Raw genomic sequence first — 14,869 nt, 5'->3', positions numbered from 1 at the left:
CGCGGGGTGGAGCAGCCCGGTAGCTCGTCAGGCTCATAACCTGAAGGCCGTAGGTTCAAATCCTACCCCCGCAACCAGAAACACCCTCAAAACCCCGCTAAGTCACTGACTTGGCGGGGTTTTTTGTTGCACCCAACACCATACGCCTATCAAATTCCCCATTATTTCAATGACTTGGAACCGGTAAGTTCAAATCGGGGTCCATGACACCCGCAACCAACTCTCCTGTACCCGGGCGTACAAGGACGGGATGCGGCGTGCCAAGGTGTAAGCGGGCTTAGGAGAAAGAGTGGGAGACATTGCCCGCGGGCAGGCATAAACTTCGACACAGAGACCATATCAATCTGCCTGTCGTGCTGAGCCGGGATGAAGCGCTCTTGGGGTAGAAGTCGAGGATACTCTGGCTCTGTCGGAAGCCATGGATCTCTGAAAATGAATATGTATCGGGAATTCTCTATTCCCCTTTGTGTGTACATGATATGATGACACACAAGGAGGAGACCATGAGCCAGCATCTTTCAGATAACGCGCCATCCCCACGGAAAATCGGTGTTCGGGAGTTCCGGGGAAACCTGACAGCGTATCTTCGGCAGGTCAGACAGGGCAGCACGATCCTCGTGACGTCTCATGATGAGGTTGTGGCTGAACTGCGGCCGCCGGCTCCTTCCTATCGCCCCCGTCGTCAACCCGGCGCATTGCGCGGGCGGATCAGAATGAGCGAAGATTTTGATCAAACGCCGTCAGATTTTCTTGAAAGTATGGACCGCGACCTGTGAAGGTTCTGCTCGATACGCATGCATTGCTGTGGTGGCTTTCGGACTCCGACCGGCTGGGTGAGACTGCACGGGAGATCATTGCAGATCCGGTCCACGATATTCTGGTGAGCATTGTATCATTATGGGAGATTGCGATCAAAATCCGTATCGGAAAACTGGATGCGGATATGAACGACATTCTGGCAGCCATTCCTGCGGAAGGTTTCTCTCTACTGCAAATACAGCCTGAACATCTTCAGATCCTGATGTCTTTGCCTCTGCATCATCGTGATCCGTTTGACCATCTCCTTATGGCGCAGGCGCAAGCTGAACACGCCACATTTCTTTCGGAAGACGGGCAAATGGATCATTATCCCATCAAGCGAATGCGCTGTTCATGAACACGGAAACTGTCGTCAGAATTCGTCTCATGCCACAAACTGTGAGCAAGTCAGACTAGAGAGTATCAATGCCACTTACCCTTTCTCAACTTGAGCGACACCTGTTCAGTGCAGCGGATATTCTTCGAGGCAAAATGGATGCCTCCGAATTTAAGGAATATATCTTCGGAATGCTTTTTCTGAAGCGTTGCTCCGATGTTTTTGAAGAAGCACGTCTTAACGTAATTGAAAAACGCATTGCAGCAGGCGCATCACGTAAGCAAGCCGAAAAAGACGCCGAGAATAAGGTCTGGTATGGCCGCAGTGGTACTTTCTGGGTGCCTAAGCAGGCTCGCTTTCAATATCTGATGGACGAAGCCCATGAAAACATCGGCGACATGCTTAACAAGGCACTCGCTGGCATAGAAGCGGAGAACATTGCCCTTGAAGGGGTGCTTGATCACATCGATTTCACAAGGAAGGTCGGGCAAAGCAAAATCAATGATCAGAAGCTTCGCCAGCTTATTAACCATTTCGGAGAAATTCGTCTTCTAAATGCGGATTTTGAATTCCCTGATCTTCTGGGCGCTGCCTATGAATATCTGATTGGTGAGTTTGCTGACTCTGCTGGCAAGAAAGGTGGTGAATTCTACACTCCACGTTCAGTTGTTCGTATGATGGTCCGCCTGCTGAAGCCGAGCCTTGAACATGACATCTACGATCCATGCTGCGGTTCGGGGGGTATGCTCATTGCCGCGAAGGATTACATTGACGAGAACGGGCAGGACGGAAGCAAGGCCAATCTGTTCGGTCAGGAATACTCGGGAACTGTCTGGTCGATAGCCAAGATGAATATGCTGCTTCACGGCATGAGCAGCGCCGACCTGCGCAACGAGGATACCCTCGGAGAGCCACAGCATGTCGAGAATGGCGAGCTTCGCCGGTTCGATCGGATCTTAACCAACCCACCTTTCTCGATTAATTGGGGCTCCAAGGACACGAATAAGGAGGGGAAACCTGTTTGGCAGCCCAAGTTTCGCGAACGTTTTTCTCATGAGGTCCCACTGGGCTCCAAGAAAGCTGACCTCATGTTCCTGCAGCACATGCTGCATGTGACCCGAGACGGCGGTATAATCGCAACCGTTATGCCACACGGTGTCCTCTTTCGCGGCGGCGATGAAGCCAAGATACGACAGCAGATCATTGAAAATGACCAGATAGAAGCCGTTATCGGCCTCGGCCCGCAACTCTTTTACGGCACGGGCATCCCCGCCTGCGTCATCGTTCTGCGCCAACGCATCCACGAAGGCGCAAACCTCGTCTCGGGCAAACCTGCCGAGCGTCAGGGCAAGGTGCTTTTCATCAACGCTGACCGTGAATACCTGGAAGGCCGCGCACAGAACCATCTGATGCCCGAGCATATCGAGAAGATCGTCACCACCTTCGAGGAATACCGTGCGATCCCCGGCTTCTCTGCCATCGTTGACCTTGAGACGTTGAAAGAGAACGACTGGAACCTCAATATCCGCCGTTATGCCGACAACGCTCCGCCCCCTGAGCCGCATGACGTACGCGCCCACCTGATCGGCGGCATTCCGAAGTCCGAGGTCGAAGCCAAGGCAGAACTCTTCAAGTCCCACGGTCTGAATCCAATGGACCTGCTTACGCCTCGTGATGACCGCTATCTGGACTTCGCCGCCCGCATCACCGTCAGGGCTGACATCAAACCGGCTATCGAGACCAACGCCAGCCTTGTGGCACGCGAGACCGAAATCCGGGACAACTTCAACCGCTGGTGGGCCGACCACACCGACGACATCGCCGCACTTGCGGGCGATGAAAGCGCGACCTCGCTCATCAAACTGCGCGACGAGCTTCTGTCCAGCTTCTCGATCACGCTCGAGAGCCTCGCCATACTGGATCCGTTCACCGTGCGCGGGATCATAGCGCAGTTCTGGAACCAGTCGCGGTTCGACTTCCTTACTCTCATGGCGCGCGGTACTAGGGGAGTAGTGGACGCGTGGCGCATCTCCATCGTCACCGCACTGGAGGACAGGGGCAATAAGGAGAACCCGCTGGACCATAAGCTGGTCACCTTCCTGATGAGCAGCTTTGTGGCTGAGATTGCCAAACTTGAAGCGCGCAAGACCGAGTTGGAGACGCAGATCAAGGCCGCGACCGCTACGCCCGAAGAAGGCGAGGAAGAAGAGGACGATGCCGAACAGGTGGATGAGGCAAAGATCAAACGCTGGAAGAAAAAGCTGGCCGAGATCAAGAAGACTCTCAAAACTAAAAAAGACCAGTTCACCGCTGAGTTGAACAAGGGCGTCGATGACCTGACGGATAAAGCAGCGGCTGAACTACTGCTGAAGATCCTACATGCCGACATAGAGAATATCCTGGCCCACTACATTGTCGCGCAACGCGGGCAGATCGTGGCTGCTTTTGAAAACTGGTGGGACAAGTATCGCGTCACCCTTGCTGAAATCGAAAGAGTGAGGTCTGAGGCAACAGAGAAACTGGCAGGGTTCCTCAAGGGGTTAGGGTATGTCTGAGGCCCGGCAAACAGAACGCCTTGGCGACATTTGTTATATTAAGGCGCGCATTGGATGGCGCGGATTGTCATCTTCGGAGTACACGGAAGATGGCCCATACCTGATTGCCGGCCAGCATATCAGGGGGGGACAAATCATATGGGATAAGTGCGATCATATCACTGAACAGAGATATTTGGAATCGCATGAGATCATCTTACGTTTTGGTGATGTAATCATCACGAAAGACGGGACAATCGGCCGAGTTGCTCGCATAGACGATCTTCCTGGGGACGCCACGATCAATGGAACCATGATGCTTTTGCGGCCACTGCGCAGGCTGGATTTCCGTTACCTTTACCATATCCTGAATGGCCGAGATTTTCAGAAGCTAATTGATGACAAAGTATCAGGAAGCTCGATCCCACATCTTTTCCAACGTGATATGGTCGAATTAAAGGTCGAACTGCCGTCTAGAGATCATCAATCTAAGATTGCCGAGATCCTCGATACATTGGACACGGCGATACGGGGGACCGAGGCGGTGGTGGCCAAGTTGAAGGCGATAAAGCAGGGGCTGCTGCATGACCTGCTGACCCGCGGTATCGACGCAAACGGAGACCTTCGTCCCCTACAGTCCGAGGCTCCCCACCTCTACAAGCAAACCCCGCTCGGCTGGCTGCCCAAGGAGTGGGACGTCTGTGCGATGCAGGATTTGCTTGCGTTCGTCGATCCCGCGATGCGGTCAGGCCCCTTTGGGAGCGCACTCTTGAAGGAGGAATTGGTCAGCAAAGGCATTCCATTCCTCGGTATCGACAACGTTTTCGTGGAGCGCTTTGATCGAAATTACAAGCGCTTCGTAACTCCTGGAAAGTTTCTTCAACTGCACCGATATGCAGTTCGTCCCGACGATCTGATGATTACCATTATGGGGACAGTTGGTAGGTGTTGTCTCGTCCCAGATGATGTGGGTGAAGCATTATCCTCCAAGCACACATGGACGATCTCGTTGGATCAGGCGAGATACTCACCGTATCTGGCCATGCTTCAGGTGAATTACTCAGACTGGGTGCTTCGCCATTTTTCCAAGGACCAGCAAGGTGGTACGATGTCCGCCATCCGGAGCGAGACCATTCGGTCCACGCAATTACCTATGCCGCCACGCGACGAGCAGGAGAGTATTGAGGCCATCCTTTCGGAATTGTCTGTCCGTCTAAGCGAAGAAGAGACCATTCTGCAAAAGTATCGTCTCCAAAAATCCGGCCTGATGGACGACCTGCTTACTGGCAGGACGTCTGTCACACCACTGCTGTAATCGAAGAGTCCATCCATGGGACATGAATACAACGATGTCGAAAAGCCCTTCATCGACCAATGTGTCGCCATGGGCTGGACCGTGCAGACGGGCAGCAAGGATGCCCCCGGCCTAACGGGACGCACCAGCTTCAGGGAGGTTATCAGCGAGGTCACCCTGCGCGAGCGCCTGCGTGCGATCAATCTCGGCCCGGATGGCAAGCCTTGGCTTGATGATGCACGCCTCTCCGAAGCCGTCAGCGCCCTGACCCGCCACGGGCAGCGCGGGCTGATGGAGGCAAACCAGGCGGTCACAAAACTGCTCCTCAAAGGCCTTACAGTCGAGGGCCTACCCGGCTGGGACGGCGGACGCGGCCAGACGATCCGTTACATCGCGTGGGACGACGTGACGGCCAACAACTTTACCGTTGCCAGTCAGTTTCGTGTCGATTGCCCACCCGGCCATGACGTGGGCAAGGGCTTCATCATCCCCGATGTCGTGATGCTGGTGAATGGCATCCCCGTGGTGGTAGTCGAGGCAAAAAGCCCAGGTATCCCTGAGCCTCTGGCCGAGGCGGTCAAACAACTCCGCCGCTATCACAACGCCCGCAAGGCTGCTCTGGAGGTCGAGGAAAACGAGGGTGCGCCTGCTCTCTTTGCCTCGGTTCAGTTGCTGATTGCCACAAGCTTCGATCAGGCCCGTGTGGGCTGCATTGGTGCGGGGTTGGATTACTACGGTCGGTGGAAGACGGTTGTGGGACCAGATGGCACTGGCTCAGAAGATGATGTAGCGGCCGCACTAGGAAAAAAGGGCCTTTCGGAACAGGAATGCCTTGTCGCCGGAATGCTACGACCCGCACATCTTTTGGATATTCTGCGGCACTATTTGCTGTTCATGACTGTGGATGGCCAGACCATAAAGACAATCTGTCGATATCAGCAGTACCGCGCCGTGAACCGTGCCTTGGAACGACTGCGCAGCGGCAAGACACGGCTTCAGGACGGCGAGTATGATCGCCGTGGCGGCATCGTCTGGCACACGCAGGGCTCGGGCAAAAGTCTGACCATGGTGTTCATGATCCGCAAGATGCGCACGGATCTAGCCTTGCGAAGGTTCAAGGTGATTATGGTCACTGACCGCAAGGACCTGCAGCGACAGTTATCCGAGACGGCGGCGCTGTCGGGCGATGTGGTCGAATTGGCGAAGAGCAATCACTCTCTGAAGAATCTGGCGCGGCGGAAGGGACCGGGCCTGGTCTTCGCTACGATCCAGAAATACCGGACGGATGACGACGTAGCCGAAGTTACCAAGGGCCCTGCCTTCGAGGTGTTGAATGAGGATGAGACGATCGTCGTGGTCGTGGATGAAGCGCATCGGACACAGGCGGGCGACCTCCATGCAAACCTGATGGCTGCTCTGCCGAACTGTGCACGGATCGGGTTTACCGGCACCCCGATCATCATGGGTGAGAAGAAGCGGACAACTCAGATCTTTGGCGAGTTCATCGACAAATATACGATCAAGGAAGCCGAGGCAGATGGTGCGACGGTGCCGGTTCTGTATGAGGGGCGCACTGCCGAAGGAGCGGTCAAGGACGGTGCCACGCTGGATGGCTTGTTCGAGGACATGTTCCGTGGCCATACGGATGAAGAGCTTGAAGCGATCCGGAAGAAATACGCGACCAAGGGAAATATCCTGGAGGCGCCAGCCCTGATCGCCGAAAAGGCGCGTGATATGCTTCGGCACTATGTGACCAACCTGCTGCCGAATGGATACAAAGCGCAGGTGGTGGCTTACAGTCGTATGGCAGTGGTGCGTTACCATGCAGCGTTTCTTGAAGCCCGTGATGAACTATTGGCCGAGGCAGCGGCGCTTTCGGATTACGACAAGGGCATGGACGACGAAATGCTCTGTACGAAACCTGAGAAGCTGCAGGCGCGCGTGCAGGCGTGGCGATATCGGGCAACCCTTGAAAAAATCGAATTCGCGGCGATCATATCAGGGGGCAACAACGATGATGCGTCCTGGAAGCAATGGACTGAAGGGGCTGCTCAGGAAAACCGGATCAAGCGTTTCAAGAAGCCATTGTTCCATAAAGATCAGACGAAAACCGATCCGCTAGCCTTCCTGTTCGTCAAATCGATGTTACTCACAGGCTTCGATGCGCCGATTGAGGGAGTCATGTACCTTGATCGACCCATTCGAGAAGCCGAACTGCTACAGGCCATAGCACGTGTGAATAGAACAGGCTTTGGCAAAACTTGTGGCATCGTCGTCGATTACTTCGGGGTGGCGCACCATTTGAAGGCCGCTCTTGCTGCATATTCCGATGAAGATATTGATGGCGTCCTGGCCAGTCTCAAGGACCAGATCCCGGTTCTTCGTGATCGCCATATCCGTGTGATGGACATCTTCAGGCGTGCCGGCCTTGATGACCTGTCTGACGACGAAGGCTGCCTCCAGACGCTCTCGACGGAAAAGGCTCGAGCCGAGTTTACCGTCAAGCTCAAGGATTTCCTGAAATCACTGGAAATCATCCTTCCGCGTCCTGAAGGCCTGCCTTTTGTCCGTGATGCCAAACGGCTTGCTTATATTCAGGCGCGTGCACGTAATCGGTATCGGGATATTCCGGAGATCGGGTCCGACGTCGGTGCGAAAGTACGCAAGCTGATTGATGATCACGTCATTTCTCTTGGCATCAATCCAAAGATTCCACCGGTCCAGCTCACGGATGCCGAGTTCGACAATCAGGTTGGGCAAGCCTCGGGAAACAGGGCAAAAGCGTCGGAGATGGAACATGCCATCCGATCCCACATCCGGAAAAACCTTGAAGCCGACCCTGTTCGTTTCAAGAAAATGTCTGAAAGACTGAACGATATCCTCAAGGGTTTTGGCCAGCAGTGGGATCGCATCATTGAGCAGCTTCAAACCATCATTGACGAGCTTCGCGGGGAAGCTAAGACCATGGATGATGAGGCCGCCTCAGACATTCCTGAAATCTACCTCCCATTCCTGCGCACTGTGCTTGCCGCTTGCGTGCCTGATGACGCCAATTCCGCCGAACGGCTTCATTCCTTGCACGAGATGACCCGCGAAGTCGTGGATCGCGTAATTGAGGAGGTTGGCGCAAACCGTTCTCTCTGGAGCAGCTTCAAGATGGCAGATCAGGAAAATCTGCGTTCCGAGATCTTCGAAATCATCCTCAACACGCAGATTCCGGGCCTTGGTATTTCAGAAGCAGAAGCTCTGGCGAGCCAGTTGATGCAACAGGCCAAGGCCAACGACGACAAGCTAAGAGCAGCTTGATGGCGAAGCTTCCTCTGTCGCGCATCAGAACCGGCGGCAAGCCGATACGGGCAAGCGAATATCGCCTGGAAATTGATGGTCTCTCTTTCGAGGTTCATCGTAGTGATCGACGCAAGACTATGCAGATCACGGTCGAAAGATCCGGCGAGCTCTCAATTGTGGCACCTTCAAAGGCTGCTTCGGAGCAATTAGTCGATTTCGTTGAAGAGAAGTTGCTCTGGATCCATACCAAGATCGAGGAAAAGTCGCGCTTACAACAACGGGCTCCAAGCAAGCTGTTCGTTGAAGGTGAAGGCTTTCTGTATCTAGGTAAAAGCTATCGGCTTCGTCTAGTCGATAATCAGCTTGTTGATTTGACATTAAAGAATGGTCGTTTTTGCCTGCGAAAGAATTCCGTTCATCGAGGCCGAGAGATATTTGTTGCGTGGTATACCCGCCTCGCACAGCAGTGGTTTGAGAAGAAAGTATTGGAATACTCGAACCGAATGGGCGTGGTGGTAAAGGAAGTCAAAGTACAAGATCTGGGCTTCCGATGGGGATCATTCGGTGCTGGCGGACGGTTTTCATTCCATTGGAAGGCGATCCTATTGCCACCTAGAATCGCACAGTATGTTGTCGTTCATGAGTTGGCGCACGCCCATCACTCTGATCATTCCGCAAGATTTTGGAACAAAGTAGAACAGCATTTACCAGACTGGCAGTGGCGAAAGGCATGGCTCGCGGAGAATGGAATTCAGGTCGAGGGGCTATGATTGATCTGATATCATCAGAGATTAATTCTGGCGCTGTCATGTATTTCCAAGGTAAGTACGACCATCCATGTCCTATGCTTTTAAGGCGAACAAACGTGGTCTAGTGACTGCGTAATACTCCCAAAATCATCATGAATATTAACGGTTCCAATGGCTGCTTTTCCATTCTCTTGTTCAAGAATTGATATTCAGCTTACGGCCATGATGCTACGGTTGCCAGCAGCGTCGGCATTTCGATGATGATCACGCTCGCAGCAGGCCGCTCTGGTCAGAAGAATTCGTAGTTCGTCAGGATGTCATATTCTTTCCAGCCGTCGAAGAGACGAGGGAGGCAGAGGATGTCATCACTCTGCAGGATCTCAAAGTGCTGAAAAACGGGCATAAGCGGGCACTTTTGGACAATGTTCATGCTCAAGGCTGTCCTGTATGCCCGCTATTCTTCCGACCTGCAGAATCCCGGTTCCATCGATGACCAACTGAGGCTCTGTCGGGAACTGGTGGAGCGCCAGGGCTGGAAAATCGTGGGGCTGTATCATGACGAGGCGGTTTCGGGAGCCAGCCTGCAGGGACGCGACGGACTTCAGCGCCTGATGGAGGATGGCCGGGCCAGACAATTCGACATTGTCTGCGCCGAAGCGCTTGACCGGATTTCCCGGGATCAGGAGGACATGGCGCGGATCCATAAACGGCTGCGCTTCGTCGGGGTTGCCCTGCACACGGTGTCCGACGGACGGGTTGACGAACTGCAGGTGGGCTTCCGGGGTGCGATGAACGCGCTGTTCCTCAGGGATCTCGCCGAGAAAACCCACTGTGGTCTGCGAGGACGGGTGGAGCAGGGCCGCTCCGGAGGCGGGCTCGCCTATGGGTATGATGTCGCCACCGATCTGGGGGAAGGGGCGCGACAGATCAATGAACGTGAGGCCGCGGTGATCCGTCGAATCTTCAGGAGCTTCGCTGATGGCCAGACGCCAGGACGTATCGCAGTCGCACTGAACGCCGAGGATATTTGCGGGCCTCGAAACCGGCTCTGGTCCGGCACGACCATCCGGGGACATCGCAGCCGTGGCACCGGGATCATCAACAATGAACTCTATCGTGGAGTGCTGGTCTGGAACAGGCAGCGTTACCTCAAGGACCCGCAGACAGGCCGCCGCCTGACGCGACCCAACCCACCTGAAAGCTGGATCCGGACCGAGGTGCCGGAACTGCGGATCGTGAGTGATGCGCACTGGCAGGCCGTGCAGTTACGGCAGGATGAAATCGAAAACCGCAGCCGGGCGATTGCCGAAGGCGTGCGGATTGCTGCGAAGGCGCGGGAGCAGGGGCTTCTGCCGGCATCTTCCGGACTGTGTCGCCTGCTGGCCTGCCGACTGTGTGGCGGAGAGATCATTCATGTCGGACGGCAACGCTATGGCTGCGCTGCGCATGCCCGGAAAAAGGCGTGTGACAATCGCCGGACGGTGGAGAGACGGGTCATGGATGCGGAAATCCGTTCGGTTTTGGAGGAAGCCGCCGTTACGATCATGCTGCATGCAAATCCGCTGGAGCAGGAGAGACAGGCGCAGGGTGATCTGCAGGAGAGGCGGATGGAGCGGGAGCGCCAGGAGCTTGTGGTGGTCGATGGGCGTATCCAGTCAGTGATGATGGCAATCGAGGATGGGCTCTATACGCCTGCGCTGAAGACGCGCATGCAGCAACTTGAAGATCGGGCGGCCCAGTTGCGTGCCAGCCTGCAGATTGCCGGCGCCCACCAACGTGCGGTTCTGACGGCTCCACGCCGCTTCACGACACAGGCCCGCAAGCTGATCGGCGCGCTGAGGGAAAGGGATGATACGGAAACCGTGCTGAAGCTGCGGAGGATGATCGGGCCGGTTGCCATGACACCGGCAGCCGGACAGTCGGGGTTACGCTTCACGTTGCGGGCCCGTAGGGTGTGCGAGGGGTGAAGTGAAGAGGTTCAACCGGCTGGCGGTCAGGCGAAGGTTCCTTCCGCAATGCTGTGGGCAAGCTGGACGACTAGTGCGTCCCTGCCATCACGAAGCGCTTCCAGGGCTGTCTGACCGGCAAGTTCGGGATGAGATTGCATCAGGAAGCGGTAAATGGTCCATTCGCTATCGCCCAGCGCATCGAAAAGCGCGGGCAGGACGCCTCGCCGCTAGGGCAGGCAGCGCGGAAAACCTGTCCTGTGTGTCGGAAGCATCATGGATCGAGAGCATGATCCGTCCGTGCTTTGAATGCGCGATGCAAATTTTCCTTGCGGGTTTCAGGCAGGGAAGCACCACGCCGGCTGCATAATGTTGTTGCGCGTCGATGCAGCCGGTCATCATCATGCCTCACAAAGCTGGCGCAACCTGTTCTGCAGGCCGGTCGTAGCGAACATGTCCACCGTTGCAACTTCCAGTACATCGGGCCCAGTGTCTGTTGCAATACAATGCGCATTGCGCACCGGGGCTGCCCCCAACCGTGCATGATGCGGATAAAGCAGCATGAGGCGCGGGCAGTCATAAATTCTGGCATAAGCCATCATCTGGTAGACATCAGCCTGGCTGATCCCCTGTTTCGGGTCATCAACCTGTTGGGCCAGGCGTTTCCATTTGGTATCGATGATCTGCACGATCCTGTCACCGCGCCTGATGAGAATATCCGGAATGGTCCGGAACACGCCCTTTTTATCAGGCGTATAGAGGGCATATCGCCTGCCGCCCTGCGTGGTGACGTGCAGCCCCGTGCCCGCCAGTGCCCCCCGCAGCTTGCTGGCTATGTATTTCTCGAACAGTACATTCATTTCAAACAGCAGGGAAAAACCCTGGGTCATCCCGCCCGATGTCGTCTGGAACCGCTGCCCCAGCAGCAACCGTGCCAGTCGGAACGGTGCCAGCCAGCGTGTGGTAGTACGGTCCAGCGTCACGCTGTCCCAGCGCAGCGCCGCCACGGGCACGGCGGAAACATCAGCATAGATGAAAGCCAGTTCCCGTAACCGTCGCTGGTTATCCGCCGCGCGCGCTAGCCGCAGCAGACGCTCCACCGCCGCTTTCATGATCTGATTGAGGGGAATGTCACAGGTCATCTCATCATACCGGCACGCCAGCTTCTGCGGGCTTACCGCCAGTGTGCTGAACTGCCGCGCGGCATCCAGCCTGCCTCGCATGGCGGGCAGATCATCGGCATGTTTTACATAACGGCGGGGCAGGCCGTGCTTCACGACTGCGCATAGGCGCCGGGAGAATAGCCTTATCAGCACTTCCAGCAGGGTCTCGTTCTGCGTGTCCAGATGGGCCATGTCACCATCGGCCACGTTGATATCCAGTACTGCGGCCAGCATATGTACAAGATGCTTGCGTATGCTGGCAGCCGCCTGCCCGCCGTGCTGCCCCGGGGTTTCGATCTTGGGCAGGATTTCCACTTCGGCCCCCGGAGCCACGATCACCCCCACAACGCCACTAGCCCGCAACCCGTTGCGCTGGTAGTGCAGTGCGCCTGGTATGGCGGCACTTTCCGCCACGGCGGCAAGGCGGTCGGCAGCATCACGGGGAATTTCCATCTCTCCTTGCCCATAGGGCACGATGTCCCATTCCAGAACCGTACGGCGGATCATGCGCCCAGCAGCCCCTTTGTGTAATCAAAGCCTTCCTGTGGTGTGCGCACGCGCCAGCGGTAGCGTGAAGAACCTTCGCTTTCCAGTCCCAGCCCCCGGGGGACGAGCAACTTTTCACGGATCAGGAAACCGCCCTTGTGGTCGCCCTCCGCTTCATCCGCATCGCCCAGCACGGCGGCAACCTTGTCCCAGTCCTCGTAGAAATATTCCGCTAGAAGGGGAATGATCCGGTCACGCATGACCCTGTCGATACTGGCGCGGTTCTGGCATCCAATGAAATAGGCATGCCCGATCTGGTGTTCTCGGTCAAACAGGTATTCTATCCGTTCATTGAGCGCGCGCAGCACGGCGGCAAGGTCGATACCCCCTACGGTTTCCAGTCTTGTCGGGTCAGGCATCAGTTCGCGGAAGTCGAACCGGCGGCGCAACGCCGTGTCCAGCAGGGCGATGGAGCGGTCAGCCGTGTTCATCGTGCCGACGATATGCAGGTTTGGCGGTACGCCGAACTGATCACCCGAATAGGGTAGGCGTACCTGTAATTCATTGGGCTTGCCCAACCTTTTGTCCGGCTCCAGCAGGGTGATGAGTTCACCAAATACCTTGGAAATATTGGCACGGTTGATTTCATCTATGATGAGGACATAGGGTTTGCGTTCGGGCAGCGGTGCGTCCTGTGGTCCGTTGACATACCGCCCCAGCGCTGGAACGTTGATCAGGCTGCGGCCGAGTTGATAGACGGTCGCCATGGAAAAATCCTTGGCATAGATATTACCGACCGGCTGGCCTTTGGGGTCCACCCACACCCATTTTACCCTGCGGCGATGGGCGTAGTCCGGCCTTGTCTCCAGCGGTTCGAAATAATAATCGCCCGTGACCTGGCCAATGGCGCGAAACTGGGTATTCCCGCGCGAGACCACGATGATATCACCAATACGCATCTGGTTGCGAAAGATATTTGGCATCTTGACCCATCCGGACGAGGAGGTGAGCACCTTATCCGTGACCCCTGACTCCTGCACGCCCCTGAGAATGGCATCGGAACTGGAAAAGCGGGGGGCGGTGAAATCCACTTCACCATACCCGATAATTGCGTAACCGTCGCGGATGGCGTTTTCAAAGATATGGGCATCTTCATGGTTATTCGCCACACCCATGGACAGTTTGAAAACACGCCTGTCGCCGAGAGAAAATACGTTCTCCTCTTCATCTTCCCCAACTTCGCCTAATGCCGCGCGCACGATCCGTCGGAACACGCCATCCTGTGGCGCAAGCGTGAAACCGGCGGCAGGCTGACCACCTTCCGCGCCGGATGGCGTGACTTCCTGCAGGGGACGTAGCCCTTCGATAAAATCCTCATAGGCAATGGACTGATGGAACGTCACAAACTCGATCTGGCCTGTGCGCATCAGGCGATGATAGGCCGCCATCAGGTCCGCGCGATTCTCCGGCACGGTTACGCCACACAGCGCTATTGCCTCGGCCGCCGTAGCATACGTCTTGCCCGTACCCGGCGGTCCGTACAAGATCAGGTTCACGGCATTATCGGTGGCAGCAGTATCGGTCATGACGTCTTTTTTCTCTGGTGTTGTGTCGTGTGGGGCGGTCGAGGGCTGCTCTTCTTTGCGATAGGCATCGGGCCACAGGCCGACACCGCGCCACTTGCGTTCAATAACTGACCTATTTTCATCAATTATTTTTCTGGTAATGCTTACGCATTCAGGGTTCAGGAGAAACTTCTTTCCCTCTTCTATTCCAAGATCCTTGCACAATGCATTGTTGAAAGATAACCGGCACCCACCACCTGTATTCAATAGGTAGCCAAATGCCTTGCCGTGCCGCCCTGCGAGATAATCGGCAACGGTCTTGCAACCAATCCTGAAATAATCTCCTGGCGTTTCGGTAAAATACCAGTCCATTCCTACATCATGGACAATACGGGCTATGGCACAGAGACAGCTTTTTTCCTCTGCGGTCAGGTTGGATGCCGCTGTCTGAAAATCTGGCCTGCCCACCGTAAAATGCGCCAGCACTTCATCATCCGTCATACCGGTTTCCTTTTTCATTACTAATCTGCAGTATCGGTTCAGGGCCATGGTGCGCTGGCGTGTCAGCAGGCAATCCTGCGTCACATAACCACTCCAAAGATCGTTTTTTCTGCATACCCTCTGCTTTTCCCCATCATCTGGCTGTCATGGTGCCGTCTTTTCAGCCGCTGCCGTAGCCGGGAACTTGCATGGCTGGTCCGCCAGAAAT

The 14,869-nt window shown here is 55.6% G+C and carries 9 protein-coding genes and 1 tRNA gene; 8 read left to right on the top strand and 2 right to left on the bottom strand.

What is annotated here, in order from left to right; genetic code table 11:
• The 8 genes from JK176_RS07415 (at window position 1) to JK176_RS07380 (ending at window position 10,967) form a co-directional block, all read left to right on the top strand.
• Window positions 1-77: transfer RNA gene (locus tag JK176_RS07415), tRNA-Met, on the top strand.
• Window positions 78-479: 402 nt separating this feature from the next.
• Window positions 480-776, top strand: coding sequence for a type II toxin-antitoxin system Phd/YefM family antitoxin (locus JK176_RS07410; RefSeq protein ID WP_211587272.1), 297 nt, complete (start codon window positions 480-482; stop codon window positions 774-776).
• On the top strand, window positions 773-1,156 hold the full coding sequence (locus JK176_RS07405; RefSeq protein WP_039732342.1) for a type II toxin-antitoxin system VapC family toxin: 384 nt from the start codon (window positions 773-775) through the stop codon (window positions 1,154-1,156). The genes JK176_RS07410 and JK176_RS07405 overlap by 4 nt, the downstream gene beginning before the upstream one ends.
• A gap of 68 nt (window positions 1,157-1,224) precedes the next feature.
• Complete coding sequence (locus tag JK176_RS07400) at window positions 1,225-3,690, top strand: class I SAM-dependent DNA methyltransferase (protein WP_211587271.1); 2,466 nt, start codon at window positions 1,225-1,227, stop codon at window positions 3,688-3,690.
• Complete coding sequence (locus JK176_RS07395; protein WP_211587270.1) at window positions 3,683-4,984, top strand: restriction endonuclease subunit S; 1,302 nt, start codon at window positions 3,683-3,685, stop codon at window positions 4,982-4,984. The genes JK176_RS07400 and JK176_RS07395 overlap by 8 nt, the downstream gene beginning before the upstream one ends.
• A 15-nt stretch (window positions 4,985-4,999) precedes the next feature.
• Complete coding sequence (locus tag JK176_RS07390) at window positions 5,000-8,269, top strand: type I restriction endonuclease subunit R (protein WP_211587269.1); 3,270 nt, start codon at window positions 5,000-5,002, stop codon at window positions 8,267-8,269.
• A complete protein-coding gene (locus JK176_RS07385) occupies window positions 8,269-9,021 on the top strand; it encodes a M48 family metallopeptidase (protein ID WP_211587268.1) in 753 nt (250 codons plus the stop codon). Before JK176_RS07390 ends, JK176_RS07385 begins: the two co-directional genes overlap by 1 nt.
• Window positions 9,022-9,428: 407 nt before the next feature.
• Entirely contained in the window at window positions 9,429-10,967 is a 1,539-nt protein-coding gene (locus JK176_RS07380; RefSeq protein ID WP_211587267.1) for a recombinase family protein, read from the top strand.
• Window positions 10,968-11,347: 380 nt separating this feature from the next.
• On the opposite strand, the gene JK176_RS07370 is transcribed toward JK176_RS07380, so the two are convergent.
• Entirely contained in the window at window positions 11,348-12,616 is a 1,269-nt protein-coding gene (locus JK176_RS07370; RefSeq protein WP_211587266.1) for an McrC family protein, read from the bottom strand.
• The gene (locus tag JK176_RS07365; protein ID WP_211587265.1) at window positions 12,613-14,679 is read right to left on the bottom strand and encodes an AAA family ATPase; all 2,067 of its coding nucleotides are present in this window, start codon (window positions 14,677-14,679) and stop codon (window positions 12,613-12,615) included. Before JK176_RS07365 ends, JK176_RS07370 begins: the two co-directional genes overlap by 4 nt.
• Window positions 14,680-14,869: the final 190 nt, after the last annotated feature.

Origin of the sequence: Gluconobacter sp. Dm-73 (assembly GCF_018256215.1) — a bacterium.
Lineage (GTDB): Bacteria > Pseudomonadota > Alphaproteobacteria > Acetobacterales > Acetobacteraceae > Gluconobacter > Gluconobacter cadivus.
Note: the sequence above shows the minus strand (reverse complement) of the source record. Positions and strands in the feature narration are given on the sequence as shown.

What these genes read in the sequence shown, in the direction of transcription:
- JK176_RS07410 (WP_211587272.1), top strand. Translation starts at nt 480, where the DNA reads ATGATGACACACAAGGAGGAGACCATGAGCCAGCATCTTTCAGATAAC.
- JK176_RS07400 (WP_211587271.1), top strand. Translation starts at nt 1,225, where the DNA reads ATGCCACTTACCCTTTCTCAACTTGAGCGACACCTGTTCAGTGCAGCG.
- JK176_RS07395 (WP_211587270.1), top strand. Translation starts at nt 3,683, where the DNA reads ATGTCTGAGGCCCGGCAAACAGAACGCCTTGGCGACATTTGTTATATT.
- JK176_RS07390 (WP_211587269.1), top strand. Translation starts at nt 5,000, where the DNA reads ATGGGACATGAATACAACGATGTCGAAAAGCCCTTCATCGACCAATGT.
- JK176_RS07385 (WP_211587268.1), top strand. Translation starts at nt 8,269, where the DNA reads ATGGCGAAGCTTCCTCTGTCGCGCATCAGAACCGGCGGCAAGCCGATA.
- JK176_RS07380 (WP_211587267.1), top strand. Translation starts at nt 9,429, where the DNA reads ATGCTCAAGGCTGTCCTGTATGCCCGCTATTCTTCCGACCTGCAGAAT.
- JK176_RS07370 (WP_211587266.1), bottom strand. Translation starts at nt 12,616, where the DNA reads ATGATCCGCCGTACGGTTCTGGAATGGGACATCGTGCCCTATGGGCAA.
- JK176_RS07365 (WP_211587265.1), bottom strand. Translation starts at nt 14,679, where the DNA reads ATGAAAAAGGAAACCGGTATGACGGATGATGAAGTGCTGGCGCATTTT.